This is a genomic window from Pseudomonas sp. CCOS 191 (genome assembly GCF_001007005.1).
Taxonomy (GTDB): domain Bacteria; phylum Pseudomonadota; class Gammaproteobacteria; order Pseudomonadales; family Pseudomonadaceae; genus Aquipseudomonas; species Aquipseudomonas soli.
The window spans coordinates 1,171,831-1,195,920 of sequence record NZ_LN847264.1 but is presented as its reverse complement, the minus strand read 5'-3'; the positions used below and the strand labels follow the sequence as shown (position 1 = coordinate 1,195,920).

The following is a 24,090-nucleotide window of genomic DNA, read 5'->3' as shown; positions in this document are numbered from 1 at the left end:
ACGACGAAATGACGCTTAGTCTTTCACAACATGGCATGCAGAGGGAGCCCGCATGAACGAACAGCAGATTCTTTTGAGCGTCGGTGGCATTGGCGCGGCCGCCCTGCTCTGCCAATGGCTGGCCTGGCGCCTGAAACTGCCGGCGATCCTGTTCCTGCTGCTGTGCGGCATCCTCGCCGGGCCGGTGCTGGGCTGGCTGCAACCGCAGGCATTGTTCGGCCCGTTGCTGATGCCACTGGTATCGCTGGCGGTGGCGCTGATCCTGTTCGAAGGCAGCCTGACCCTGCACCTGTCGCAATGGCGCGAGATCGGCAGCGTGGTGCATCGCCTGGTTACCATCGGCGCGCTGAGCACCTGGCTGGTGATCGCCCTGGCCACCCACTGGCTGCTGGGCTTCGACTGGCCCCTGGCGATCCTGTTCGGCACCTTGACCCTGGTCACCGGCCCCACGGTGATCATCCCCATGCTGCGGGTGGTGCGGCCGAAGGCGACGATCGCCAATATCCTGCGCTGGGAAGGCATCGTCATCGACCCGATCGGCGCGCTGCTGGCGGTGGTGGTCTACAGCTTCATCATCGCCAGCGCCGCCGGCGAAGGCCTGAGCCACAGCCTGGCGACCTTCGCCGGGGTGATTTTCTGCGGCAGCGCGCTCGGCGTCGCCGGAGGCTGGCTGCTCGGGCAGATCATGCGTGAGCAATGGCTGCCGGAGTATCTGCACAATCTGGCGTCGCTGGCCGCGGTGCTGGGCATCTTCATCGCCGCCAACCAGATCGTCCATGAGTCGGGCCTGTTGGCGGTCACGGTCATGGGCATGTGGCTGGCCAACATGCCCGGCGTGGATGTGCGGCAGATCCTGCACTTCAAGGAGAACCTCAGCGTGCTGCTGATCTCCGGCCTGTTCATCCTTCTGGCGGCGCGGCTCGACCTGCAGGCCCTGCTCGCCTTGGGCCCAGCGGTGCTGGCACTGCTGCTGGTGATCCAGTTGCTGGCCAGGCCGCTGAACGTGTTGCTGTCGACCCTGGGATCGCCGCTGAACTGGCGGGAACGCGCGCTGCTGGCCTGGATCGCACCGCGGGGCATCGTCGCCGCGGCGGTTTCGGCCATCTTCGCCATTCGCCTGGACCAGGCCGGGCATGAGGGCGCACTGCTACTGGTACCACTGACCTTTGCCGTGATCATCGGCACCGTGGTCCTGCAAAGCGCCACCGCACGCCCCTTGGCGCGCCTGCTGAAGGTGGCAGAACCGGCACCGAGCGGGTTTCTCCTGGTCGGCGCCAACCCGCCTGCACGTGCCATCGCCAAAGCGCTGCAACAACTGGGCTGCCGGGTGCTGCTGACCGATTCGAGCTGGGAGAACATCCGCGCCGCTCGCATGGACAACCTGCCGACCTACTTCGGCAACCCTGCGTCGCAGCATGCCGACGCTCACCTCGACCTGGTCGGGCTGGGCCATCTGCTGGGGCTGTCACCGGCAGGCGAACTCAATGCCCTGGCCTGCGCGCGCTTTCGTCATGACTTCGGCCACGCCCGGCTTTTTGTGCTGGCCAGCGGCCTGGAGAAACAGCGCAGCGACAAGCACCGGGCCAGCGAGGAGCATCGCGGGCAATTGCTCGGGTCGAGCGCAATGACCTATGGGCAGTTGGCCAAACTGCTGCATCAGGGTGCCGAGCTGTACAGCACCACGCTGACCGAGGCCTTCGGCTGGGGCGACTACCAGCAGTTGCATGGCCCACGGGCGACGCTGCTGTTCGCCCGCGACGGGCAAGGCTGGGTACATGTGACCAGCCCGGACAACCCGCTCAAGCCACAACCGGGGTGGACACTGGTGGCGCTGGTGGAGCCGGAGCTTACTGAGCAGCCAGTAGCAAATTGACCTGTAGGAGCGGCTTTAGCCGCGATGAATGCGTCGCGGTGCCTGGCACCCGCTTTGCGGGTGATCGCGGCTGAAGCCGCTCCTACAGGGACGCGTCAAACCAGCGCTTTGGCGATCAGGCCAACGGCAGCACCGGCACCGGACGCTTGTCCTCGTCGATGGCGACGAAGCTGAACACGCCATGGATCGCCCGCTCGCGCCCATCGAGGTACATGTTCTCGACGAACACATCCACCTGCACCTGCAGGCTGGTGTTGCCGACCTTGATCACCGTCCCCACCAGCTCGACGATCGAGCCTGCCGGAATCGGGTGCTTGAAATCGATGCGGTCGGTGGACACGGTCACCAACGGCAGCCGGCAGAAACGGGTGGCGGCGATGAACGACACTTCGTCCATCCACGCCAGCGCCGTGCCGCCGAACAGGGTGTTGTGGTGGTTGGTGGTGTTGGGGAACACCGCCTTGGTCACGCGGGTCACCGACAGTTCGGTGCGGCGCTGAATTTCCTGGTCTCGGGTTGTCATCTCGGAGTCACATCGCAAAGGCAAGATTCAAGACGCAAAAAAGCAGCCCGAAGGCTGCTTTTTCTCGCACGGGGCCTAGGCCACCGGACAAACTGCACTCAGGACAGTTTTTCCTTGATGCGAGCTGCTTTACCGGACAGGTCACGCAGGTAGTACAGCTTGGCTTTACGCACGTCACCACGACGTTTCACGGCCAGGCTGTCGATCTGCGGGCTGTAGGTCTGGAAGGTACGCTCTACGCCAACGCCGCTGGAGATCTTGCGCACGGTGAAGGCGCTGTTCAGACCGCGGTTACGCTTGGCGATAACGACGCCTTCGAACGCCTGCAGACGCGAGCGGTCGCCTTCCTTCACTTTGACCTGGACGACAATGGTGTCGCCTGGTGCGAAGGTCGGGATCTCTTTGCTCATCTGCTCGGCTTCGAGCTGCTGGATGATCTTGTTGGTCATGCTGTGCTCCTAAGATGGATAACGCGATCCACCATCGATACGTTTAACTATCGTCCCGCTCGCGGAGGTATTCCTCGAGCAGCTTCTTCTCTTCTCCAGAAAGCGAGCGACTTTCCAGAAGATCGGCGCGTCGTTCGAAGGTCCTACCAAGGGACTGCTTCATCCGCCATCGCCGGATATGTGCATGGTTGCCACTAAGCAACACGTCGGGTACACGCTGATCCGCATACACCTCAGGTCGGGTGTAGTGCGGGCAATCCAGCAGACCGTCGGTGAAAGAATCTTCCTCCGCCGAGTCCACATGCCCTAAAGCTCCGGGCAGCAGCCGCGTAACCGCATCGATCAGTACCATGGCCGGCAGCTCGCCACCGGAAAGCACATAGTCGCCAATCGACCACTCCTCATCGACATGAGCCTCGATAAAGCGCTCGTCGATGCCTTCATAACGGCCGGCGATCAGGATCAACGATTCCTGTTCGGCCAAGCCTTTGACCGCCTGCTGGGTCAGCTTGCGGCCTTGTGGCGAAAGGTAGATCACCTTTGCCGCAGCTCCGGTCGCCTGCCTGGCGCTAACCAGGGCGTCTTCCAGAGGCTTGATCTTCATCACCATGCCCGGACCACCGCCAAACGGCCGATCATCCACGGTGTGGTGGCGATCTGTGGTGTAGTCCCGCGGGTTCCAGCAGGTCACTTGCAGCAACCCCTGTTTCACCGCACGGCTGGTAATGCCGTACTCCGTGATGGCCGAGAACATCTCGGGGAACAACGTGATGACTTCTACGCGAAGGCTACCCATCGTCTAGAAATCCGCGTCCCATTCGACTCGCATCACACCGGCCTGCAGGTCGATTGCCAGCACGCATTGCTCCGTATAGGGCAACAGACGCTCGCGATCATCCAGGCTGCCTGTGCAAGGCTTGACCACCATTACATCGTTCGCACCGGTCTCCAACAGGTGATCGATCGTGCCGAACAGCTGTTCGTCCTGATTGATGACCTTCAGGCCTTCCAACTGGTACCAGTAGTACTCGTCGGCTGCCAGGTTGGGCAAAAGGCTCCGCGCAATGCAGATCTCGTAACCGCTCAGAAGACGGGCTTCGTCACGATCCTCGAGGCCTTTCAATTTCACGACCAGGCCCTTTTGGGAGCCACGACCGCTGACCAGCTCGACCTGCTTTACCTTGCCTTCGTGCCGAAGCGTCCAGCGCGGATAATCCAACAGGTTTTCAATCGGATCGGTAAAGGAATACACCTTCACCTCGCCGCGAACGCCGTGAACCGAAAAAATCTTGCCAACGACGATGAGGTCATCAGCCTTTTCTGGCGTCGCGTTCATACTGCTCAGGCTGCAGCCTTGGCAGCTTCCTTCAGCAGCTGAGCAACACGCTCAGACGGCTGTGCGCCCTGGCTCAGCCAGTAGGTGACGCGCTCTTGGTTGACCGACAGCTTGACTTCGGCGCCCGATGCGATCGGGTTGAAGAAGCCAACGCGCTCAACGAAACGGCCGTCACGGGCGTTACGCGAGTTGGTCACGGTCAGGTGGTAGAATGGGCGCTTTTTCGAGCCGCCACGGGCCAGACGAATGGTTACCATGTGAACATCGTTCCTATAGTCGGTGCTGCAAAACTGAATGCCCAATGGGCACACGGGTGCCCAAAAGGCCGCATATTCTCGGGGAATACACGGACATTTGCAAATGCCTTTTTCGGCGAGCGCTTGACCCACCGTTCAGATCTGCCGGTTAAGCCGCCATTTGGCGGCACTGTACCCGCCGAAGCGGGGGCTGGGCGGCTGTCTTCATATAAAGACAGCCGCCCGAATTCGCTTACATCTTGGGCATGCCGCCACCCGGCAGCATCCCGCCGAGGCCGCGCATCATCTTGGCCATGCCGCCCTTGGCGGAGAATTTCTTCATCATCTTCTGCATCTGCTTGTGCTGCTTGATCAACCGGCCGATGTCCTGCACCTGGGTGCCGGAACCGAGGGCGATGCGGCGCTTGCGCGAACCGCTGATCAGGTCAGGGTCGCGGCGTTCGGCAGGGGTCATGGAATTGATGATCGCTTCCATCTGCTTGAACTGCTTCTCGGCCGCGCCCTGGGCATTGCCCATCTGCGACAGGTTGACGCCACCGATGCTCGGCAGTTTGTCCATGAGGCCACCAAGGCCGCCCATGTTCTTCATCTGTTGCAGTTGATCGCGGAAGTCTTCGAGGTCGAAGCCCTTGCCCTTCTTCAACTTCTTGGCCAGCTTGTCGGCCTTTTCCTTGTCGATGTTCTGCTCGGCCTGCTCGATCAGGCTGAGCACGTCACCCATGCCAAGGATGCGCGAAGCGATCCGGTCGGGGTGGAACGGCTCGAGGGCTTCGGTCTTCTCGCCCATGCCGATGAACTTGATCGGCTTGCCGGTAATGGCGCGCACCGACAGGGCGGCGCCGCCACGGGCGTCACCGTCGACCTTGGTCAGCACCACGCCGGTCAGCGGCAGCGCATCGCCAAAGGCCTTGGCCGTGTTGGCGGCGTCCTGGCCGGTCATGGCGTCGACCACGAACAGGGTTTCGATCGGCTTGACCGCGGCGTGCAGGGCCTTGATCTCGTCCATCATGTCGGCGTCGACGTGCAGACGACCCGCGGTATCGACGATCACCACGTCGATGAACTTGAGCTTGGCTTCGCGGATCGCCGCTTCGGCGATGGCCACCGGCTTCTGGCTGATGTCGGACGGGAAGAAGGTCACGCCGATATCATTGGCCAGCGTCTCGAGCTGCTTGATCGCCGCCGGACGGTAGACGTCGGCCGACACCACCATCACGCTCTTCTTCTTGCGTTCTTTCAGGTGACGCGCCAGCTTGCCGGCGGTGGTGGTCTTGCCCGCACCTTGCAGACCGGCCATCAGCACCACGGCCGGCGGGGCGGCGTTGAGGGTCAGCTCTTCGTTGGCTGCGCCCATCAGGCTTTCCAGCTCGGCCTGGACGATCTTCACGAACGCCTGGCCCGGGGTCAGGCTGCGCGACACTTCGGTGCCGACCGCGCGCTCCTTGATGCTGTTGACGAAATCCTTGACCACCGGCAGGGCGACGTCGGCCTCGAGCAGGGCCATGCGCACTTCGCGCAGCGTGTCCTTGATGTTGTCTTCGGTCAGCTTGGCCTTGCCGGTGACATGGCGCAGCGTCTGTGACAGGCGGTCGGTCAGGTTTTCGAACATGGTGATCCTTTCAGGCCCAGTGAAGCCGAGGTTTTTCAGGCGCCCAGGTGGAAATGCACACGCACTGGGCACAACAAGGCGGCGATTATAGCGAAGACTGGGATAGACGCACACCTCGCGCTGGACCACCGGCCAATCATGCAGCTCATGCCAGGCTGCCCCACATTGAATTCGTGGGAGCGGGCTTGCCCCGCGATTGATACGCAGTCTTCCTTGCCTGCTGCGTTCTATGCCAAACTCCGTCCCTTTAGGGCTTGCACGCCAGGACTTATGTTCTCTTCACCCAGCCTCATCCCCAACCTGCTCGCCGCCTTCCTTTATCTGGCCGCGACCGTCTACCAGGCCACCGGCCTGGCCCGTGGCGCCCGTGCCGACAAACGGCTGCTTGGCCTGCTCGGCACCCTGGCGGTCGTCGCCCAGGGCGGTGCCCTGTTCTTCCAGCTGATCACGCCCCTGGGCCTGAGCCTCGACTTCTTCAGCGCCGCCAGCCTGATCGCCGTGGCGGTGATCGGCCTGACCCTGCTCGCCTGCCTGAGCATTCCCGTGGAGAACCTGCTGGTGCTGCTGTTCCCGCTCGGCGCGGTGACCGCGCTGCTGGCCCAGTTCGCGCCACCCGGCACGGTGCCGCTGATCAACGAAGAGCCGGGCATCCTCGCCCATATCCTCTTGTCGATCCTGGCCTACGGCCTGTTCACCATCGCCGTGTTCCAGGCCCTGCTGCTGTTGCTGCAGGACCACCAGCTCAAGCACAAGCACCCGTCCGGGCTGATCCGCAACTTCCCGCCGCTGCAGACCATGGAAAGCCTGTTGTTCGGCTTCCTCTGGGCCGGCTGGGGGCTGCTGTCGCTGTCGCTGATCTCCGGCTGGCTGTTCCTCGACAACCTGTTCGCCCAGCACCTGGTGCACAAGACGCTGCTGGCCTGTGTCGCCTGGATCGTCTTCAGCGTGCTGCTGTGGGGCCGCACCCGCCTCGGCTGGCGCGGTCACAAGGCGATCCGCTGGACCCTGGCTGGCTTCTGCCTGCTGATGCTGGCCTACTTCGGCAGCAAGCTGGTCCGCGAATTCATCCTGCACATCTGACGGCCGCCCATGGACACTCTGCCGTACGCCCCGCTGCTCGGCATCATCGCACTGGCCCTGCTGTGGTCGGCGCTGTTCACCGCGGTAGATTGCGCCCGCCAGCAGCTCAATGGCCACGGCGCCCCAACCCTGCCCGCCCAGGGTCTGGTGCTCGGCGCCAGCCTGGGCAAGTTGCTGGTACTGGGCCTGGCCTGCCTGATTGGCCAGCGCTACAGCGGTGAACACGGTTTCTGGCTGTCCGGCCTTGGCGCCAGCTTCACCCTGCTGGTACTCGCCGACTACCTGCCGCGCCGCCTGGCACGCCGCAACCCGCAAGCCTTCCTGGACCTGGGCGGCAACCTGCTGAAATTGCCGTTGGCGCTGCTGCAGCCACTGGGCTGCCTGCTCGACGGCTGCGCCAAACTGATCCTGCGCCCGTTTCGCGTGCAACCCAACGCGGTGGCACTGCACCCACAGCAGGGCGATACATTCGACGAAGACGAACCTGCCGAGACCAACCAGCACGGCCTGCTGGAGGGCCTGCAGGCGCTGGACAAGATCACCGTCAACGACATCCTGGTACCGCGCAACGAAGTAGACGGCATCAACCTCGACGACCCCATCGAGCAGATCATCGAGCAACTGATCATCAGCCGTCACACGCGCCTGCCGGTCTACCACAACGACATCAACCAGGTCGAAGCGGTCCTCAACACCAAGCTGATCAGCCACCTGCTGCCACGGGCAGAGCTCACCCCGGAGAAGCTCCAGGCGGCCTGCTACGAACCCTACTTCGTGCCCGAAAGCACACCGCTGCAGATGCAGCTGCTGAACTTCCACAAGCAGCAGCGACGCATGGGCGTGGTGGTGGACGAGTATGGCGAGGTCCTGGGCATCGTTACCCTGGAAGACATTCTCGAAGAGATCGTCGGCGAGTTCGAGGACGAGCAGAGCCTGGACAACCCGCATGTCCACCCTCAGCCCGATGGCCGCTTCGTCATCGAAGGGACGGCTTCGCTGCGCGAGATCAACCGTACCCTGGGCTGGCACCTGCCGTGCGATGGCGGGCCGAAAACCCTGAACGGCCTGGTCACCGAAGCGCTTGAAAGCATTCCAGAAAGCGCTGTATGCCTGAAAATTGGCAGATATCGGCTGGAAATCCTAGAAACCGAGGATAATTGCGCGAGCAAGGTACTGGTCTGGACACTGGCTCGATAGTTATACTCGGCTCACGCTTACCCAGCCCTGCCGTCCCGCCCGCTACCCGCACCCGGCGCTCGACGGCCAGTCCGCCCCACTGACACGCCCCGCGGCCCTGCTCAGCACCCCGAGCAGCCACCGCTCACCGCCTATCCCCTGGGCTATCGTCAGTCGGCGACCAACAACAATACGCTCCGGCTCCCGTGTGCCCGCCACATGGGCCGTGCCCCATGGAGCATGACTGTCAGGGACCTTCGCATGACTACCAGCAGCACCTACGCCGAACCTGCCTCGGCTGCCCCGGTCAACTCGCCTGCCCGGGTGGCCACCGCCAGCTTCATCGGCACCGCCATCGAGTTCTACGATTTCTACGTCTACGCCACTGCCGCCGCGCTGGTAATCGGGCCGGTGTTCTTCCCGTCCGGTTCCGGCACCGCGCAAATGCTGGCGGCCTTCCTTACTTTCGGTATCGCCTTCCTCGCCCGACCACTGGGGTCAGCGCTATTCGGCCACTTCGGCGACCGCATCGGGCGCAAGTCGACGCTGGTCGCCTCGCTGCTGCTGATGGGCGTCTCGACCACCCTTATCGGCGTGTTGCCCGGGTATGACAGCATCGGCGTGTGGGCACCGATCATTCTCTGTGTGCTGCGCTTCGGCCAGGGCCTGGGGCTGGGTGGTGAATGGGGCGGCGCGGCACTGCTGGCCACCGAAAATGCCCCTGAGGGCAAGCGCGCCTGGTTCGGCATGTTCCCGCAGTTGGGCCCGTCGATCGGCTTCCTTGCCGCCAACGGCCTGTTCCTCACCCTGGCCCTGGTGCTCAGCGACGAGCAGTTCCGCGAATGGGGCTGGCGCATTCCGTTCCTGCTCAGCGCCGCACTGGTGCTGGTCGGGCTCTATGTGCGCCTGAAACTCGAGGAAAGCCCGGTGTTCGCCAAGGCCGTGGCCCGCCAGGAGCGGGTCAGGATGCCGGTGATCGAGCTGTTTTCCCAGTACTGGCTGCCGACCCTGCTGGGGGCAGCGGCGATGGTGGTGTGCTACGCGCTGTTCTACATCTCCACGGTGTTCTCGTTGAGCTATGGCGTGTCCACACTGGGCTACAGCCGCGAAACCTTCCTCGGCCTGCTGTGCTTCGCCGTGGTGTTCATGGCCCTGGCCACGCCCCTGTCGGCCTGGTTGAGCGACCGTTACGGGCGCAAGCCGGTGTTGATCGCCGGCGCGCTGCTGGCCATCGCCTCGGGCTTTGCCATGGAACCACTGCTGACCTCGGGCTCGACCACCGGGGTGGCGTTGTTCCTGAGCATCGAGCTGTTCCTGATGGGGGTGACCTTCGCCCCGATGGGCGCGTTGCTGCCGGAGCTGTTCCCGACCCATGTGCGCTACACCGGCGCCTCGGCGGCCTACAACCTGGGCGGCATCGTCGGCGCCTCGGCGGCACCGTTCTTTGCCCAGAAGCTGGTGAGCATGGGGGGCTTGAGCTGGGTGGGAGGCTATGTGTCGGCGGCGGCGCTGATCAGCCTGATTGCCGTGCTGTGTCTGAAAGAGACGCGCAATACCGAGCTTTAATCAATCGCGGGGCAAGCCCGTTCCCACGCCAGACTGATACTGGCGTGGGAACGGGCTTGCCCCGCAATCGTTTCAGATCAGAACTCGACCTTGACCGCCTGCGAAGCCCGGGTCGCCTTGGCTCGTGCCGCCTCGACCGATTCGTCACGCGCCAGGCACACGCCCATGCGCCGGGTACCATTGATCTCCGGCTTGCCGAACAGGCGGATGGCGGTATCCGGCTCGCTCAGGGCCGCGCCCAGGTTGGCGAAGCTGGTCTGCTGCGACTGGCCTTCAGGCAGGATCACCGCCGACGCCGACGGGCCAAACTGGCGCACCACCGGGATCGGCAGGCCGAGGATGGCCCGCGCGTGCAGGGCGAACTGCGACAGGTCCTGGGAAATCAGGGTCACAAGGCCCGTGTCGTGCGGGCGTGGCGACACTTCGCTGAACCACACCTGGTCACCCTTGACGAACAGTTCCACACCGAACAACCCACGGCCGCCCAGCGCGTCGGTGACCGCCTGGGCCACGCGCTGCGACTCGGCCAATGCCTTCGGGCTCATGGCCTGGGGCTGCCACGACTCCTGGTAGTCGCCTTTCTCCTGGCGATGGCCGACCGGCGCGAGGAAGGTCGTGCCACCGACATGGCGTACGGTCAGCAGGGTGATTTCGTATTCGAAGTCGATGAAGCCTTCAATGATCACCCGCCCCTTGCCGGCACGGCCGCCTTCCTGGGCGTAGTCCCAGGCTTTCTGCAGGTCATCGGCGCCGCGCAGCAGGCTCTGGCCCTTGCCGGACGAGCTCATCACCGGCTTGACCACGCAGGGGTAGCCCAGGTCGGCCACCGCCTTGCTGTAATCCTCGAAGGTGTCGGCAAAATGGTACGGCGAGGTCGGCAGGTCCAGCTCTTCGGCAGCCAGGCGACGAATGCCTTCACGGTTCATGGTCAGCTGGGTGGCGCGGGCGGTGGGGACGACATTGAAACCTTCGCTTTCCAGCTCGACCAGCGTGGCGGTGGCAATGGCTTCGATCTCGGGAACGATGTAGTGCGGTTTTTCCGCCTCGATCACTGCGCGCAGGGCCACGCCGTCGAGCATGTTGATCACATGGCTGCGGTGCGCGACCTGCATCGCCGGCGCATTGGCGTAGCGGTCCACGGCGATCACTTCGACGCCCAGGCGCTGCAGCTCGATCACCACTTCCTTGCCCAGCTCGCCGCAGCCGCACAGCAGTACACGGGTCGCGGTGGGCGACAGTGGGGTTCCGATACGGGTCATTTCAGGTCCTCGAAGGCGTCCGGGGCCGCGCCACGCTGGCTGCCGCCCGCTGAAAAATGGACCGGTATTCTACATCAGGATGTGGCCACCGCGCGCCGTGCCCGCCAGGCCATGATCAACCACACCGCCGTGACCCCGGCGAACTTCGAGGCCATCGCCGTGCCGATCACCGCAGGCGTCAAGGCGCCGATCATGCCAAAGAAGATGAAGGTGTCCACCGGGATGCTCAGCGCCGAGCTCAACCACAGCCGGTCGCGCAGGGGGCGCCGGGTAACGCTGAACACCAGCCAGTCGATCAGCTCGGAGACGAAGAACGCGGTCGCGCTGGCCAGGGCGATGGCAGGCTCGGAGGTGATATAGGACAGCACCAGCGCCACCAGCATGGCCAACAATGCGCCATGGCCGTAGCGGGTCTGCACCATGTCGCGCAGGATGAACACCAACCCGCCCCAGGCGGACCAGATCACGTCCAGGTGCGGCGCACTGGAGAAGGCGAAGTTGATCAGCACCACGCTGCTGATGTAGGCGATGAGATAGAACATGGTCTGCGTTTTCGGAGGGCCAGCCGCACAGATTAGCGCCGGCACCATCGCGGGACAAGCCCGTGCCACGGGCGTCGGTGCTACAGACCGATGATCAGCCCCGCCGCCACCGCCCGCTCATGACAGCGCTGCAACACCACGCGCCGCTCGGCATTGTCCATGCGTCCCCAGCGCGTGATCTCGCTCACCGTGCGCTGGCAACCGGTGCAGATATCCTGCTCGTCCAGCGCGCAGACATTGACGCAGGGCGAGGCCACGGGCCGCTCGTCACTCATCGTCGCTCACCAGGTCACGGGCATAGCGCTGGGCATTGTGCACATAATGGGCGGCGCTGGCCTCGAGCATGCGTTTCTGCTGCTCGGTCAACTCACGCACCACCTTGCCCGGCGAGCCCATCACCAGCGAGCCATCGGGAATTTCCTTGCCCTCGGGGATCAGGGCGTTGGCGCCGATGATGCAGTGCTTGCCAATACGCGCCCCGTTGAGGATCACCGCGTTGATGCCGACCAGGCTGTAGTCGCCGACCGTGCAGCCATGCAACATGGCGTTGTGGCCGATGGTCACCCCGCGACCAAGGGTCAGCGGCGAGCCCATGTCGGTGTGCATCACCGTGCCGTCCTGGACATTGCTGTCCTCGCCGATGTCGATCAGCTCGTTATCGCCGCGCAGTACCGCGCCGAACCATACGCTGGCCCGGGCGTGCAGACGCACCTTGCCGATCAGCGTGGCAGTGGGCGCGGCCCAGCTCTCGGGATGGGTTTCGACGCGCAGGTCGCCCAGGCGGTATTTCATGTGTCGCTCCTCACGGTTGAACGCCAGTGGCGGGGTGTGCCCCGCTCAATTTTCGATGAAACGCTCGGGGGGCTGGTGCAGGCTGATGCCAGCGTCGAACAGCAGGTTGACCAGTTCGACGATCATGATCGCCGAGAGCCCCCAGATCTTGTAGTCGCCGTAGCGGTAGCTGGGCACATACCAGCTGCGGCCCTGGTAGTCGATGCGGTGGGTGTGCTCGCGGGGGTCCTGGCGGAAGAACGCCAGCGGCACACTGAACACGGCGGCGATTTCCGCATCGTTGGCACGATACTCGACATAGTCCGGGATCAAACCGACGAACGGCGTCACCTTCAGGCCATGCAGTGAGATCAGCGGGCTGAGCGGGCCGATGACCTCGACCAGCCCGGGCGGCAGGCCGATTTCCTCCTCGGCTTCGCGCAGGGCCGTGAACACCAGGTCTGGGTCCTCCGGGTCGCGCCGCCCGCCGGGGAAGGCGACTTCACCGCCGTGGGTGGACAGGCCCTTGGCGCGCAGGGTCAGCACCAGCTCCGGCTCCTCGCTGCGGGTAATGGGCAGCAGCACCGCCGCTTCGGGGAAACGGCGATCCGTCTCCGGTGACGCGGGGGTATGGTTGCTCATTCGGCGAAGAAGCTCGTCCAGCATTACGCACTCTCGTGTCCAAGGCCTGCCCTGCATGATGCACCAAAGCCGCGAGGCACCCAAGCCCCGCCCGCAGGCCGCTTGCGGTAAGCGGGCCGGGCGCGCCAAGATAGCCCGACCCCACTGGAATGAATGAAAGCATGAAATTCTGCAGCGCGTGCGGCCAACCGGTCACCCAGCGGATCCCCGAAGGCGACAGCCGCCTGCGGTATGTCTGCGACCATTGCCAGACGATCCACTACCAGAACCCCAATATCGTCGCCGGGGTGCTGCCGACCTGGGGCTCCCAGGTGCTGCTGTGCCGCCGGGCGATAGAACCGCGCCGAGGGTTCTGGACGCTGCCCGCCGGCTTCATGGAAAACGGCGAGACCCTCGATGCCGCCGCCCGTCGCGAAACCGTCGAGGAGGCATGCGCGCGGGTCGGCGAAACCAGCCTGTACCAGTTGTTCGACCTGCCGCACATCAACCAGGTGCACGTGTTCTTCCGCGCCGAACTGGCCGATCTGGACTTCGCCGTGGGTATCGAGAGCCTCGAGGTACGCTTGTTCGAAGAACACGAGATCCCCTGGCGCGAGCTGGCTTTCCGCACCGTCACTCGCACACTAGAATGCTATTATCGCGACCGCGTCAGGCAGCACTATCCGATTGGCCATGAATACTTGCCGCCGATGAACGTCACGTCGTCCACCACCTAAGTTTTCAGGGATACGGTTTCATGCGCTGGCTGCTTGCCCTCCTCTGTTTCAGTGTCGCCTCGGTGTCGCAAGCCGCCTTCACCGAGACCATCATCCGCAAGACGCCGTCGGCCGCGCCGTCGCCGGTCCAGCCCGCCACTACCGGCGTCCAGCAGGAGCGGCTGATCGACAAGGTGCTGGTGATCAAGTCCGAGCGCCGGCTGCAACTGATCAGCCGTGGCGAGCCGCTCAAGACCTACCGCATCTCCCTGGGCAAGCAACCCAAGGGGGCCAAGGCCCGCGAAGGCGACAAGAAAACCCCGGAAGGCCTGTACTGGCTGGATTGGCGCAAGGTCAGCGACCGCTACAACCTGGCCATGCACATCTCCTACCCGAATATCACCGATGCCGCCAAGGCTCGCAGCGAAGGCGTTGCCGCTGGCAGCATGATCATGATCCACGGCACGCCGATCAACGAGGAGTACCCCGAGTGGTACTTCCACACCCTTGACTGGACCGAGGGCTGCATCGCCATGCGCAACGACGACATGCGCGAGGTGTGGAGCATGGTGAAAGACGGCACGCTGATCGAAATCCGCCCCTGAGCACCCACCGTTGGCACCAAAGGCCTGTCCTGCTCACGCGCGACAGGCCTTTCTCTTTTAGTACCCTCCCCCTTTCGCCACACCGCCGCTCACTTTTCCTACAGATAGAATCGCCTCATTCCCCGCAGCATAGTGGCGTTAAGCCACATAAATGCCACCACTGACATTCTTAGAATTCCCGCAGCTGATTTCACGATTTCGTACATCACTTGCGAGGTTCTCATGCAAAACCCTGTCTCCAAGACCAGACCAGATACCCTGCGCTGGGCTGTCTTCCTTGCCCTTCTGGGCAGCACCCAGGTTCAGGCGCAAGGCGCCCTGACACCGACACCAGGCCCCGGCGGCACCCCGATCATCGACAACGGCCATGGCGTACCGGTCATCGACATCGTCGCACCCAATGCCAGCGGCCTGTCGCACAACCAGTTCCTCGACTACAACGTCGGCAAGCCCGGCCTGGTGCTGAACAATGCCCTGCAGGCCGGGCAGTCGCAGTTGGCCGGCCAGTTGGGCGCCAACTCGCAGTTCCAGGGCCAGGCCGCCTCGACCATCCTCAACGAGGTGGTTGGCCAGAACGCCTCGCGTATCGAGGGGGCCCAGGAAATCTTTGGCCAGAAAGCCGATTACCTGCTCGCCAACCCCAACGGCATCACCCTCAACGGCGGCAGCTTCATCAATACCACCCGCGCCGGCTTCCTGGTCGGCAAGGCGGACATTCATGACGGGCAGATCAGGCACCTCGACAGCCGCGACGCCAGCGGCACGCTCAATGTGCTGGGCCGTGGCCAGAGCAATGCCGGTGGCGCCCTGGACCTCATCGCGCCGCGTATCGACAGCACAGGGCACCTGCTGGCCAAGGGGCAATTGAACCTGACCATCGGCCACAACCTTGTCGACGCCGGCAGCCGCGCGGTGCTCGAACATCTGCCCGTCGCCACAGCCATCGATGCCAACCTGCTTGGCGCCATGCAGGCCGGACGCATCCGCATCGTCAGTACCGCCGAAGGCGCCGGCGTACAGATTGGCGACAAGGAACTGCGTGCGGATCGCGATTTGATCATCCATTCCGCGGGCGACCTGAAGGTACAGGGCAATGACAAGCGCCAGGCGAGTCTCGTCAGCAACACCGGCAAGCTGGACCTCAAGGCCGCCGGCGACCTGCAGCTTACCCATGCCCATGGCAAGGCCAGGCAGATCGAGGTACACGCCGGCAAAAAACTCACCCTGGATACCGCCACCCGCGAAAAGGTCACGAACGATCCGGTCAACTGGGCGAAGCAATGGCTGTTCATCCCCACTGAAAGCCATGATGGCAACACCACGCAAACCAGTCGCCAGCAATTGGGTAGCCGCCTGGTGGCCGAGGACAGCCTGAACCTGACGGCCGGCACCGACCTGCACCTGACGGCCGCGCAACTGGAGGCGGACAACGCCCTGCAACTGCGCAGCGGTGGACAGATGACGATCGACGCTGGCGTGGACACTCTCGATATCGCCGAGCAGTCCACCCACAGGCGCTACCTGGATCGCACCGATATCGACAGCCAGGCGCACACCGAGCAGGTCAAGACCAGCACCCTCAAGGGCGGCACTCTCATCGCCAGCGCCGGGGCCGACATGCAGATCTCTGGCGCCCGCCTCGAGGCGCGCAAGCAGGTCGAACTCGACGCCAAAGGCGCCCTGCGGATCGAAAGCGCCGTGGAAAACGACCAAGCCCAGCGCACCACTGGCAAGCGTGAGTTCGTGGCCCGCGCCGGCAAGGACGCACCGGACTCGCAGCAGTACACGGCCAAGGTCGGCTACGAGAATCTTCACAGCGTTGAGCAGACCACCGCGACACGCCAGGTCGCCAGCAGCATCAACGCGGGCTCCGTCACCCTGCGCAGCGATCGCAAACTGACGGTCAGCGGTTCGGATGTGCACGCAGAAGCAGGAGACCTCAAGCTGGCCGCCAGCGAAATCGAACTGGCGGCGGCCTACGACAGCCACGCCAGGCATACCCTAGATACCCGCACCGGCGCCGCGCTAAGCGTCACCGGCGGCAGCGACCGTGTAGGCCTTGGCATCGATGGCCACCATGGCCCGGCCGCGGTGCTCGAACACGAAACGACCGCGCGACGAAGCAATCTGGAGTCAGCCCGCGACCTGCACATCGACGCCACGCAACTGACCACCGCCGCTGCACAGCTGAAAGCAGGACGTACATTGAAAGTGGACGCCGGGCACATCGACAACCGTGCGGCAGCCAACACCAAGGTCCACGAAACCAGCTTCGCTGAATGGGACGGCGGCCTGAGCGTCGGTATCGATTACAAATACCTCAGCGATCGCGTCAAGTGGCTGTTCGGTGGCGAGAAAGCCAAAGACCAGGCGGCCTCCCCAAACGCCGGCGCCGAACTGTCGCTGCAGCGCACGTCGCGTGTGCACAAGGACACCGACAGCACCGCGCAGATCACGACCTTCGATGGCGGCGATATCATCGTTCGGGCTGATCAGCTCAAGGATGAAGGGAGCGCCTACAAGGCCAGGGCCGGGAGCCTGCGCATTGAGGCTGGAGAACACCAGATGCTGGCCGCCCGGGATCAGAGCAGCAGCGAAATACGCGACACCACGGGTGGCGGCAGCCTGCGTGTCAGCACCATCACGGGAACGGATCTCAAAGCAAGACTTGAAGGTCATGGCAACACCCTGAACCAGCTGAAGCAGAAAACCACAGCTCGAGTAGGCAGTTTGCAGGGCAGCCAGGGGGTTCAGGTAGAACTCGAACGTAGTGGTCACTACGAGGGAGTCCGCGTCGACGGCGGCAACGGCGATATTACCCTGCGCAGCCAAGGCACACTGAGCGTGACAGCCGCCAGCGATACACGCCAGAGCCAGGGCCAGACCAGGGGCGGCAAGCTGGATGTCGAAGGCAGCAGCACCGGTGGCGGACTGGGTGGCCAGGGCACCTTCGGTTGGGTCAACGAGCAGGGCAGTACAGCCATTGGTGCGCGGTTCGACAGCAAGGGCACACTGCAACTCACCAGTCTTGCCCACGAGGATATCGCGCTACATGTGCAAGGGCTGCAAGCCAACGCCAAACGGATAGGCCTTGACGCCCGCAATGGTGGCCTGCTGGTCGAGGCGGCCAGCAACACCGAGCGCCATGACAACCTCGACGTCACCATTGGTGGCGGCCTGAAGGTCAATGCCATGGAGATCGGAGGCATCAACGCCCAGGTCAAGGTCGGCCGGGACAAACGCGACAACACCACCTGGCATGACAGCAAACTGCGCGCCGACCTGATCGACTTGCGCAGCCAGGGCGATACCCGCATCGAAGGCGCACAACTTGAGGCGCAGGCAATCGAAGGCAAGATCGACGGCAACCTGCGGGTGGCCAGCCGGCAGGACCAGGTCGACAGCGTGAAGCTAGAGATCGACGCCAGTCTCGCCCAGAAGCAACAGGCAACTGTCGACACTGACGCCCCGGCTTCGCTGGCAAGCGTTTTCGAGGGCGGCAACATCACGGAAATCGCCGGGGCGCTGTGGAACAAAGTCACCGCGAAATTTACCCCGTCGGTCAAGATCGATTACGCCAAGCGCACCAACGACACCATCAGCCAGCAGACGCTCCTGTCCGGCACGCAAGGCATCGATCTGCAGGTAGCTGGCGACACTCGGCTGGTCGGCGCCACGCTGCAGGCGGCCGATGGCCAGGTCGAACTCGGCGGCAGCGCGGTCGCCCGCGACAACCTGAGCGGTCGGGACTACGCCAAGGATGTGAAGGTCAATGTCGATTTGTCGACGACCGGTCTTGCCGGTACCGCCTATTCGTACCTCTCGAATCTGTTCACCGGCAACACCGACAAGGCTGACGACCACAAGGCGTACAGCAACACCGGTCACGACCGCACTACCGAGTATGTCTCGCAGATAAAGGAGAGCCGCCAGCGCTGACGCGTGCCAGGCAGCGGCCTGTGGGTCGCTGGGCCTCCCACACGGACTCTGCGGGAGCGGGTACACCCGTTCCCACAGCGGCATCGGACCGAACCCCATGAACGCACCGATCTTCTCTTCCCATATTTTCCGCCCATCAAGTGCAGGCCTACGCCGCATCGCCACTGCCCTGCTGGCTTGCCTCATCATGACGCTATCGGCCAACGCCATCGCCACGGTAGACCCGGCCAGCCAGCAGTTGCGGGATCAGCAGCAGGCCGTGCGGCAACTGGAGCAGCAGCAGAGGCTCGAACGCTGGCAGCGCAGTCAACCTGTTAACGCCACTGAAGACCGAGATACTGCAACGCTCGACTCCGACCAGCACTGCTGGGCAATCAGCGGGGTACGCCTGGCCGGTAACCGCATGCTCGACAACCGGCAACTGCAGCCGATCGTGCGTGCGCTGTCGTCCTCTTGCATGGGTGTCGCCGAAATTGACCGGCTACTCAAACAACTGACCCGGCACTACGTGCAAGCCGGATTTCCCACCAGCCGCCCCTATGTGGCCCGCGCGCCCGAGCACGGCGCCCCGCTGGACATCGTCATCGTCGAAGGCTTCATCGAATCGATCGAACTGGCGGGCGCCGACCTGCCCCTGTCGCTGCAAGGCGCATTTCCGGGCATGCTCGGCCTTCCCCTGCACCTGCCAGACCTCGAGCAAGGCCTGGACCAACTCAACCGGCTGCGTGCCTATGACCTGCAAATGGCCTTGCTGCCGGGCGAGATGCAAGGCGGCACCCGCGTTGTGCTCGAACCCCGGCGCGTCGCTTCACGCGCCCATCTGGACGCCCTGCTCGACAACCGCGGCGGTGAGCTGACCGGACGTCACCGCCTCAACCTGGGCCTTGGCCTGGACAGCCCGCTGGGCCTGAACGACGACCTGCGCCTGTCGCTGAGTTCGGTGGTGTTCGACGCGCCCGGCCAGAGTGAAGGCGCCAGCCTGTACTACAGCATTCCCCATGGCCGCTGGACCTTCAGCCTCAATGCCAGCCAGATGCGCTACCGAGCGCCGATCCCGAATACCCGCTACGCCAGCAGTGGCCGCAGCGAATTCTACGGTGTCAGCGCCGAGCGCGTGCTGTGGCGCAACCAGCAAGGCATGTTCAGCGCCAGCGCCCGGCTGGACCGCAAGCAATTGCTCAACCGCTTCGGCCCCGCCGTACTGGCAGTACAGAGCCCGACCCTGGCCACCCTCGAAGCCGGCCTGAACCTGCTGTGGCTCGAAGGTGGACTATGGCATGCCTACCTGGGCGCAAGCCAAGGGGTACGCTGGTTCGGCGCCGACCGACCGTTTGCGCACAAGCAGGCGCCGCGCCCGGACTTCACCAAGTACCGCGCCAACCTGCTGCACCTGCGCCAGGGCCCGGCTCAATGGCCCTGGCGCTGGCAGAGCGAACTGGCCCTGCAATACAGCGCCCATGTGCTGCCCGCCGTCGAACAGATGCAACTGAGCGATCATTCGGCGGTGCGCGGATTCCGCCAACACAATGTCGCGGGCGCCAGCGCCGGGGCGTGGCGCAACACCTTCAGCCAGCCGCTGCCCCTGCCGGTGCAGGTACGCCCGTCCTTCGGCGTTGACCTGGGCTGGGCCCGTTATGCGCGCACCACCCCGTCGCAGCGCCTGGTCGGTGCCTCGGCAGGTGTCGAGCTGCACCTGCCGCACAGCACGGTGCGCCTGGACTACCAACGCGCACTGCATGCCAGCGATCGCCCGCGTAAATCACTGGAGCAAGGCTTCTGGGTCGCGCAATGGTCCCTTGCCCTCTGACCGACAAGCGAGCTACCACCTGAGCCGGCGCTCCCCGACCGTGTCTTCGGGCCCCAGCCATTGCACGCCGCGCAGCACCGGCGTCAAACCGGCATTGGCCTGCAACACGAAATCAACCTGCGCTTGCCGGACGGCCAGGTCGGCCTCCAGGCTCATCTGGTGCTGGCCTTGGCGAACCAGGCCAGCGCTCAACCGCCAGCCCTGACGGCAGTCCATCGCCAGCGAGCCCTGCCCCAGCACCAGCGACCAGGGCGCGTTTAAAGCCAGGTCGGCCACGGTGATGCTGCCTGCGGCCGCCCGGCAACGCTGCCCCGAACCTTGCAGCTTGATGCTGCCCTGCCATTGCCCGGCCAGGCGATAGTCACCGACGACGCTTGGCTGTGCGCCCAGAGCCTGGAGGTCGGCCTGCCAACGCCACGGCCAGCCGCTCAGGCGGCCTTGCCAGCCCTGCCCCTGGAAGCCCAGGCGCACCTGCAGGTCGCGCTGCCATGGACGCCATGTCCATTGCACGGGCCCCACCGGTCCCAGCCGGGTAAACTGCCCTTGCCACAGGCTGCCGTTCACTCCCTCTGCTGGCAACCCGAACCCCGCCACCAACCAACGCGCCGGCAGTTCGGCCATCAGGGTCAGGCAGAACACCAGGCCCAGCCAAAGGTACGCCCGCCGCCTCATGGTCGAAGCCGCACAGTGAAACGCAGCCCCTCGGTATCTCGCTCCAGCCCCCATTGCAACGGCTGCGCGCCGTCATCGCGCAGGCTCTGCAACCAGCCCAGCAGGGCTTGGGCATCGACCACCTTGCCGCGCAGCAGCCAGCCTTGGTCCTCGGACTGCACCTCGGCCAACTCGATGTGCCGGGCCTGAGCCGATTGGTGCAGCGCTTCGAGGGTCAGCGCTGGCTGGCGCGGCTGTGCCGCCAGCGATTCGGCCAGTGCCTGCCATTGCCGCTGTTCCTGCCACAAGGCCATGCCCTCGCGCAGCGCCAGCAACACCAGCAACAGCGCGACGACGCCCCAGGCCAGCGGTAGCCGATGGTGTCGCATCCATTCACGGCTCATGCGGCGCTCCCCAGGTCGAACACCACGCGGCGCGCCTCGTCTTCCATCTGGACCTGCACGCCGGCCGCCTTGGCCATCTCCTGCCAGGGCGCGGCTACACCCTCTCCGACCAGCTCAAGGTGCCAACGCTGGCCATCGAAGCGCACTACTTGCAGGCGCCAGCCGGGATGATCGTTCAACCATCCATGGACTTGCGCCTGCAACGCCTCGAGCTGGCGCAGGCGCACCTGGCTTTCACGCGCCTCGTCCTGCAGTTGCGTCAACACCCGCGCCGCCTGGCGAGGCGTCGGCTGAACGCCGGTCACGGCCTGCACCTGGGCGCGATAGAGCTGAGCCTGGCGCCATTGTTGCGCGCTCCACAGCCCGCCCCACGCCAACATCAACGCCAGGCAGGCAATTGCCAGGCGCGCCTGCCCTTTTGCCAGCCGCAGGCCTTGGTGTGGCCGGCGGGCCTCGAACAAGCCGGGCAAGCCATCGAGCGGGACCAGCACATCGGGCCAATCACCGTCGATGCCCTCGACCTCGCCAGGCAGCCAGGCGAGCGCGGGAGGCGGGCCAAGGCCCTGCGGCCAGGCCAGCCAGTGGGCCTGGCCCTTGTACAGGCTCATCGCTCCTCGGCGCCAATGCCAAGCCGCTTCTGCTGCACAGTCGGGCAGCAACTGGAACTCGGCCCAGCAACGTTCCACGATCAGCCCCCAGCCGGCGCACTGCCCCCGCCATTCGTTGAGCCTGCCCCGGGCCACCACCAGCAAGCGCAAGTGCCCTGCGTGACGGCCGATGCAGCCGCACAGCACATCATCGTCGCCTTGCAGCAAGCGGTCCTCGAGCAGCAAGGGCCATTCCTCGCGTTTCAGCCCAGGCGGCGCGGGCAGCTGGAAATGACTGCAATGCTCACCGGGGACGATCAGGGCAACCCGCGCTCCGAGCCCCGCCGGAGGTTCGCCCTGCCCCTGGCGCAATGGACGGCCTTGGCTGACCAACAGCCACTCCCAGACCTCGCCGGGGCGCAGCAGCAGCCAGGGTTGTGCCGGCGCCCGCCGGCGCCATTCAAGCTTCATGCGCGCCCCCAGGGCAGAACGAAGGTACAGGTATAAGGTGCTCCATCACGCACTAGCTCCACGCGCACGCCCCTACCGGGGTGCGCCGGTTGATCGGAAGGCCAGGCCAGCCAACGGCCGGCCTGGTGGTAGAGAACATTCATCGCGCTGACCCGCTCCAGCCGTTCACGTAGCAGCCAAACCGGTGCCGCGGCGGCATACAGGTCGGCCGAGGTTTCCAGCAGCAGCCGTTTTTCACGCGGCTCGAAGCGCAGGCGCTGGCGCTGCAGGCGCGATCCCCCTTCGGCCTGCGGCCAGGCGGCGGCGGCCACCCACAGCAGTTGCTGGCGGTCGGGCTGCCAGTCGAGCCAGCGCGCCGCCAACGGCAAACGCTGTTCGTACAGGCGGCGCAGCACCGGGCTGTCGAAGCGCCGCTCCAAGGCCAGGCAAAAATCCACTACGCCGGTTTCGCTCACCTGTTCATCGAGCCGCTCGCGCACCTTCAGCCAGCCGTTGACCAGCGCCGACAGCATCACCCCGAGCAAGGCCGTGAGGGCCAGGGCCACCAGCAGTTCGATCAGGGTCATGCCCGCCTGGCGCCGTTTCATGGCCGCTCCAGAAACACAGTGAACTGCCCCAGCGGCAGGCGCTGGTCACGATCGGCATGCAACAGCAGTTCGCCACGGCGCAGGTCGCGCACACCGGTGCGGCGCAACTGCAACTGCCAATGACAGGCCTGCCCGCCCTGCACCAGCACGCCGTTGTCCTGGTTGGCCGCCGGCCAATACTGCTCGACCACGAAACGTGCCTGCAGCTCACGGGCGCACAGCAGGCCCAGGCGATGCTGCTGCACGGTGTCCTGCACCGCCAGGCGCTGGCGCAGGACCTGGCTGGTGATCACCGCCAGGACGGCGGCGATGCCCAGGGCCACGCTCACCTCCAACAGGGTGAAGCCGCGTTGCCGGCGCTTCATGGCATCGCGCTCACGCGCAACTGCCCGCCGCGGTCCCAGTCCCAGCGCTGACCGCCCTCGGCCCAGCGCCAGCGCACAGTGCCCGGACGTGACCAGCCATCGGGGGTGAACAGCAGCGCTGGCGCCTGGCTGACGGGCCAGTCCGGCCGCAAGCCCTTGGGCCAATCACCCAGTGCCACGCCTTCCACCTGCCAGTGCTCGCCTTGCCGACGGACGAACTCGGGGCGTTGACCGTTCCAGCGCAGCCCGCGCAACTGCCCGGCATGGCGCGCCAGGTCGGCCTGGGCCACGGTGGCGGCGGCCAGGCGATCGAGCGCCTGGTCGATGCTGCTTCGGCCGCTGTCGAGCCAGGCCACGGCCAGGCTGGTCATCAAGGCGGCGATGGCCAGCACCACCAGCAGTTCGAGCAGGCTGAAACCGCGCTGGAGGGGGTGGGCCATAGGCTTGATCAACTTAAAGCGCCCAGTTGCCCAGGTCGGCATCCAGCCCTTCGCCGCCCGGCACGCCATCGGCGCCCAGCGAATACACATCGACCCGGCCATGCTCGCCGGGCATGCGGTACTGGTACGGAGTGCCCCACGGGTCTTCCGGCAGGCGGCGGATATAGCCGTCACTGCGCCAGCTGCGCGGTAGCGGTTCCTGGGTCGGCTTCTTCGCCAGCGCCGCCAGGCCCTGTTCGGTGCTGGGGAAGCGCAGGTTGTCCAGGCGGTACATGTCCAGCGCCTGCTCCAGAGTCGCGAGGTCGGCCATGACTTTCTGCTTCATCGCCTTGTCCTGGTTGCCCAGCACGCTGGGCGCGACCACGGCAATCAGCAGGCCGATGATGAAGATCACCACCATGATTTCCATGAGCGTGAAGCCCCGCTGGCGGTTGCGTCGTCGTTGCATCGAAGGTC

At 64.8% G+C, this 24,090-nt stretch carries 26 protein-coding genes; 8 read left to right on the top strand and 18 right to left on the bottom strand.

Annotated elements, in window-relative coordinates; all coding sequences use genetic code 11:
- The first annotated feature begins 52 nt into the window (after window positions 1–52).
- Complete coding sequence (locus CCOS191_RS05490) at window positions 53–1,873, top strand: cation:proton antiporter (protein ID WP_046854369.1); 1,821 nt, start codon at window positions 53–55, stop codon at window positions 1,871–1,873.
- 115 nt (window positions 1,874–1,988) lie between these two features.
- Here the strand turns inward: CCOS191_RS05490 and CCOS191_RS05485 are convergent, their stop codons facing one another.
- The 6 genes from CCOS191_RS05485 to ffh all read right to left on the bottom strand — a co-directional run bounded on the left by CCOS191_RS05485 (window position 1,989) and on the right by ffh (window position 6,047).
- On the bottom strand, window positions 1,989–2,396 hold the full coding sequence (locus CCOS191_RS05485) for an acyl-CoA thioesterase (protein WP_023629813.1): 408 nt from the start codon (window positions 2,394–2,396) through the stop codon (window positions 1,989–1,991).
- A gap of 98 nt (window positions 2,397–2,494) precedes the next feature.
- Window positions 2,495–2,845, bottom strand: coding sequence for a 50S ribosomal protein L19 (gene rplS / locus CCOS191_RS05480; protein ID WP_023629812.1), 351 nt, complete (start codon window positions 2,843–2,845; stop codon window positions 2,495–2,497).
- A 43-nt stretch (window positions 2,846–2,888) separates the two neighbouring features.
- The gene (gene trmD, locus CCOS191_RS05475) at window positions 2,889–3,641 is read right to left on the bottom strand and encodes a tRNA (guanosine(37)-N1)-methyltransferase TrmD (protein ID WP_023629811.1); all 753 of its coding nucleotides are present in this window, start codon (window positions 3,639–3,641) and stop codon (window positions 2,889–2,891) included.
- A gap of 3 nt (window positions 3,642–3,644) precedes the next feature.
- Entirely contained in the window at window positions 3,645–4,181 is a 537-nt protein-coding gene (rimM, locus tag CCOS191_RS05470) for a ribosome maturation factor RimM (protein WP_023629810.1), read from the bottom strand.
- Window positions 4,182–4,186: 5 nt separating this feature from the next.
- The gene (gene rpsP / locus CCOS191_RS05465) at window positions 4,187–4,438 is read right to left on the bottom strand and encodes a 30S ribosomal protein S16 (RefSeq protein ID WP_011535318.1); all 252 of its coding nucleotides are present in this window, start codon (window positions 4,436–4,438) and stop codon (window positions 4,187–4,189) included.
- A gap of 232 nt (window positions 4,439–4,670) precedes the next feature.
- Entirely contained in the window at window positions 4,671–6,047 is a 1,377-nt protein-coding gene (gene ffh, locus CCOS191_RS05460; RefSeq protein WP_023629809.1) for a signal recognition particle protein, read from the bottom strand.
- A 270-nt stretch (window positions 6,048–6,317) separates the two neighbouring features.
- On the opposite strand from ffh, the gene CCOS191_RS05455 reads away from it, so the two are divergent.
- The 3 genes from CCOS191_RS05455 (at window position 6,318) to CCOS191_RS05445 (ending at window position 9,869) form a co-directional block, all read left to right on the top strand.
- Window positions 6,318–7,127 (top strand): cytochrome C assembly family protein, encoded by an 810-nt coding sequence (locus tag CCOS191_RS05455; RefSeq protein ID WP_046854368.1) that lies wholly within the window; start codon window positions 6,318–6,320, stop codon window positions 7,125–7,127.
- Window positions 7,128–7,136: 9 nt separating this feature from the next.
- Window positions 7,137–8,324: a transporter associated domain-containing protein gene (locus tag CCOS191_RS05450; protein ID WP_046854367.1), complete on the top strand. Its 1,188-nt coding sequence runs from the start codon at window positions 7,137–7,139 to the stop codon at window positions 8,322–8,324.
- Window positions 8,325–8,564: 240 nt separating this feature from the next.
- A complete protein-coding gene (locus CCOS191_RS05445; RefSeq protein WP_046854366.1) occupies window positions 8,565–9,869 on the top strand; it encodes an MFS transporter in 1,305 nt (434 codons plus the stop codon).
- 77 nt (window positions 9,870–9,946) lie between these two features.
- Here the strand turns inward: CCOS191_RS05445 and purT are convergent, their stop codons facing one another.
- The 5 genes from purT to CCOS191_RS05420 all read right to left on the bottom strand — a co-directional run bounded on the left by purT (window position 9,947) and on the right by CCOS191_RS05420 (window position 13,107).
- Window positions 9,947–11,128 carry a formate-dependent phosphoribosylglycinamide formyltransferase gene (gene purT / locus CCOS191_RS05440; protein WP_023629808.1) on the bottom strand — a complete coding sequence of 394 codons (1,182 nt, stop codon included), beginning with the start codon at window positions 11,126–11,128 and terminating at the stop codon, window positions 9,947–9,949.
- 74 nt (window positions 11,129–11,202) lie between these two features.
- Window positions 11,203–11,670, bottom strand: a complete 468-nt coding sequence (locus CCOS191_RS05435) for a VUT family protein (protein WP_023629807.1) — start codon at window positions 11,668–11,670, stop codon at window positions 11,203–11,205.
- 80 nt (window positions 11,671–11,750) lie between these two features.
- Complete coding sequence (locus CCOS191_RS05430; protein WP_046854365.1) at window positions 11,751–11,945, bottom strand: DUF1289 domain-containing protein; 195 nt, start codon at window positions 11,943–11,945, stop codon at window positions 11,751–11,753.
- Complete coding sequence (locus CCOS191_RS05425; protein WP_046854364.1) at window positions 11,938–12,462, bottom strand: gamma carbonic anhydrase family protein; 525 nt, start codon at window positions 12,460–12,462, stop codon at window positions 11,938–11,940. Before CCOS191_RS05425 ends, CCOS191_RS05430 begins: the two co-directional genes overlap by 8 nt.
- Window positions 12,463–12,507: 45 nt before the next feature.
- Window positions 12,508–13,107, bottom strand: coding sequence for a CoA pyrophosphatase (locus CCOS191_RS05420; protein WP_046854363.1), 600 nt, complete (start codon window positions 13,105–13,107; stop codon window positions 12,508–12,510).
- 137 nt (window positions 13,108–13,244) lie between these two features.
- Between CCOS191_RS05420 and CCOS191_RS05415 the strand changes: the two genes are divergently transcribed.
- The 4 genes from CCOS191_RS05415 (at window position 13,245) to CCOS191_RS05400 (ending at window position 20,129) form a co-directional block, all read left to right on the top strand.
- Window positions 13,245–13,799, top strand: a complete 555-nt coding sequence (locus CCOS191_RS05415) for an NUDIX hydrolase (RefSeq protein ID WP_046854362.1) — start codon at window positions 13,245–13,247, stop codon at window positions 13,797–13,799.
- A 20-nt stretch (window positions 13,800–13,819) separates the two neighbouring features.
- The gene (locus CCOS191_RS05410) at window positions 13,820–14,383 is read left to right on the top strand and encodes a L,D-transpeptidase family protein (protein ID WP_046854361.1); all 564 of its coding nucleotides are present in this window, start codon (window positions 13,820–13,822) and stop codon (window positions 14,381–14,383) included.
- A 222-nt stretch (window positions 14,384–14,605) separates the two neighbouring features.
- Window positions 14,606–18,322, top strand: a complete 3,717-nt coding sequence (locus CCOS191_RS05405) for a hemagglutinin repeat-containing protein (RefSeq protein ID WP_046854360.1) — start codon at window positions 14,606–14,608, stop codon at window positions 18,320–18,322.
- 187 nt (window positions 18,323–18,509) lie between these two features.
- Entirely contained in the window at window positions 18,510–20,129 is a 1,620-nt protein-coding gene (locus CCOS191_RS05400; protein ID WP_156177509.1) for a ShlB/FhaC/HecB family hemolysin secretion/activation protein, read from the top strand.
- 12 nt (window positions 20,130–20,141) lie between these two features.
- Here CCOS191_RS05400 and CCOS191_RS05395 read toward each other — a convergent pair whose 3' ends face one another.
- The 7 genes from CCOS191_RS05395 to gspG are packed head-to-tail and all read right to left on the bottom strand — an operon-like array spanning window position 20,142 to window position 24,082.
- Window positions 20,142–20,801, bottom strand: coding sequence for a general secretion pathway protein GspN (locus CCOS191_RS05395; protein ID WP_046854358.1), 660 nt, complete (start codon window positions 20,799–20,801; stop codon window positions 20,142–20,144).
- Complete coding sequence (gene gspM, locus CCOS191_RS05390) at window positions 20,798–21,184, bottom strand: type II secretion system protein GspM (RefSeq protein WP_046854357.1); 387 nt, start codon at window positions 21,182–21,184, stop codon at window positions 20,798–20,800. Before gspM ends, CCOS191_RS05395 begins: the two co-directional genes overlap by 4 nt.
- Window positions 21,181–22,242 carry a GspL/Epsl periplasmic domain-containing protein gene (locus CCOS191_RS05385; protein WP_046854356.1) on the bottom strand — a complete coding sequence of 354 codons (1,062 nt, stop codon included), beginning with the start codon at window positions 22,240–22,242 and terminating at the stop codon, window positions 21,181–21,183. Before CCOS191_RS05385 ends, gspM begins: the two co-directional genes overlap by 4 nt.
- Complete coding sequence (locus CCOS191_RS05380; RefSeq protein ID WP_046854355.1) at window positions 22,239–22,829, bottom strand: prepilin-type N-terminal cleavage/methylation domain-containing protein; 591 nt, start codon at window positions 22,827–22,829, stop codon at window positions 22,239–22,241. Before CCOS191_RS05380 ends, CCOS191_RS05385 begins: the two co-directional genes overlap by 4 nt.
- Window positions 22,826–23,194 carry a type II secretion system protein gene (locus CCOS191_RS05375; protein ID WP_046854354.1) on the bottom strand — a complete coding sequence of 123 codons (369 nt, stop codon included), beginning with the start codon at window positions 23,192–23,194 and terminating at the stop codon, window positions 22,826–22,828. The genes CCOS191_RS05380 and CCOS191_RS05375 overlap by 4 nt, the downstream gene beginning before the upstream one ends.
- Window positions 23,191–23,634 (bottom strand): type II secretion system minor pseudopilin GspH, encoded by a 444-nt coding sequence (gspH, locus tag CCOS191_RS05370; protein WP_046854353.1) that lies wholly within the window; start codon window positions 23,632–23,634, stop codon window positions 23,191–23,193. The genes CCOS191_RS05375 and gspH overlap by 4 nt, the downstream gene beginning before the upstream one ends.
- Window positions 23,635–23,647: 13 nt before the next feature.
- Window positions 23,648–24,082 (bottom strand): type II secretion system major pseudopilin GspG, encoded by a 435-nt coding sequence (gspG, locus tag CCOS191_RS05365; protein WP_046854352.1) that lies wholly within the window; start codon window positions 24,080–24,082, stop codon window positions 23,648–23,650.
- Window positions 24,083–24,090 lie beyond the last annotated feature (8 nt).

Excerpts from the sequence above, each read along its gene's own strand:
- CCOS191_RS05490 (WP_046854369.1), top strand. The coding sequence starts at position 53 with ATGAACGAACAGCAGATTCTTTTGAGCGTCGGTGGCATTGGCGCGGCC.
- CCOS191_RS05485 (WP_023629813.1), bottom strand. The coding sequence starts at position 2,396 with ATGACAACCCGAGACCAGGAAATTCAGCGCCGCACCGAACTGTCGGTG.
- rplS (WP_023629812.1), bottom strand. The coding sequence starts at position 2,845 with ATGACCAACAAGATCATCCAGCAGCTCGAAGCCGAGCAGATGAGCAAA.
- trmD (WP_023629811.1), bottom strand. The coding sequence starts at position 3,641 with ATGGGTAGCCTTCGCGTAGAAGTCATCACGTTGTTCCCCGAGATGTTC.
- rimM (WP_023629810.1), bottom strand. The coding sequence starts at position 4,181 with ATGAACGCGACGCCAGAAAAGGCTGATGACCTCATCGTCGTTGGCAAG.
- rpsP (WP_011535318.1), bottom strand. The coding sequence starts at position 4,438 with ATGGTAACCATTCGTCTGGCCCGTGGCGGCTCGAAAAAGCGCCCATTC.
- ffh (WP_023629809.1), bottom strand. The coding sequence starts at position 6,047 with ATGTTCGAAAACCTGACCGACCGCCTGTCACAGACGCTGCGCCATGTC.
- CCOS191_RS05455 (WP_046854368.1), top strand. The coding sequence starts at position 6,318 with ATGTTCTCTTCACCCAGCCTCATCCCCAACCTGCTCGCCGCCTTCCTT.
- CCOS191_RS05450 (WP_046854367.1), top strand. The coding sequence starts at position 7,137 with ATGGACACTCTGCCGTACGCCCCGCTGCTCGGCATCATCGCACTGGCC.
- CCOS191_RS05445 (WP_046854366.1), top strand. The coding sequence starts at position 8,565 with ATGACTACCAGCAGCACCTACGCCGAACCTGCCTCGGCTGCCCCGGTC.
- purT (WP_023629808.1), bottom strand. The coding sequence starts at position 11,128 with ATGACCCGTATCGGAACCCCACTGTCGCCCACCGCGACCCGTGTACTG.
- CCOS191_RS05435 (WP_023629807.1), bottom strand. The coding sequence starts at position 11,670 with ATGTTCTATCTCATCGCCTACATCAGCAGCGTGGTGCTGATCAACTTC.
- CCOS191_RS05430 (WP_046854365.1), bottom strand. The coding sequence starts at position 11,945 with ATGAGTGACGAGCGGCCCGTGGCCTCGCCCTGCGTCAATGTCTGCGCG.
- CCOS191_RS05425 (WP_046854364.1), bottom strand. The coding sequence starts at position 12,462 with ATGAAATACCGCCTGGGCGACCTGCGCGTCGAAACCCATCCCGAGAGC.
- CCOS191_RS05420 (WP_046854363.1), bottom strand. The coding sequence starts at position 13,107 with ATGCTGGACGAGCTTCTTCGCCGAATGAGCAACCATACCCCCGCGTCA.
- CCOS191_RS05415 (WP_046854362.1), top strand. The coding sequence starts at position 13,245 with ATGAAATTCTGCAGCGCGTGCGGCCAACCGGTCACCCAGCGGATCCCC.
- CCOS191_RS05410 (WP_046854361.1), top strand. The coding sequence starts at position 13,820 with ATGCGCTGGCTGCTTGCCCTCCTCTGTTTCAGTGTCGCCTCGGTGTCG.
- CCOS191_RS05405 (WP_046854360.1), top strand. The coding sequence starts at position 14,606 with ATGCAAAACCCTGTCTCCAAGACCAGACCAGATACCCTGCGCTGGGCT.
- CCOS191_RS05400 (WP_156177509.1), top strand. The coding sequence starts at position 18,510 with ATGACGCTATCGGCCAACGCCATCGCCACGGTAGACCCGGCCAGCCAG.
- CCOS191_RS05395 (WP_046854358.1), bottom strand. The coding sequence starts at position 20,801 with ATGAGGCGGCGGGCGTACCTTTGGCTGGGCCTGGTGTTCTGCCTGACC.
- gspM (WP_046854357.1), bottom strand. The coding sequence starts at position 21,184 with ATGAGCCGTGAATGGATGCGACACCATCGGCTACCGCTGGCCTGGGGC.
- CCOS191_RS05385 (WP_046854356.1), bottom strand. The coding sequence starts at position 22,242 with ATGAAGCTTGAATGGCGCCGGCGGGCGCCGGCACAACCCTGGCTGCTG.
- CCOS191_RS05380 (WP_046854355.1), bottom strand. The coding sequence starts at position 22,829 with ATGAAACGGCGCCAGGCGGGCATGACCCTGATCGAACTGCTGGTGGCC.
- CCOS191_RS05375 (WP_046854354.1), bottom strand. The coding sequence starts at position 23,194 with ATGAAGCGCCGGCAACGCGGCTTCACCCTGTTGGAGGTGAGCGTGGCC.
- gspH (WP_046854353.1), bottom strand. The coding sequence starts at position 23,634 with ATGGCCCACCCCCTCCAGCGCGGTTTCAGCCTGCTCGAACTGCTGGTG.
- gspG (WP_046854352.1), bottom strand. The coding sequence starts at position 24,082 with ATGCAACGACGACGCAACCGCCAGCGGGGCTTCACGCTCATGGAAATC.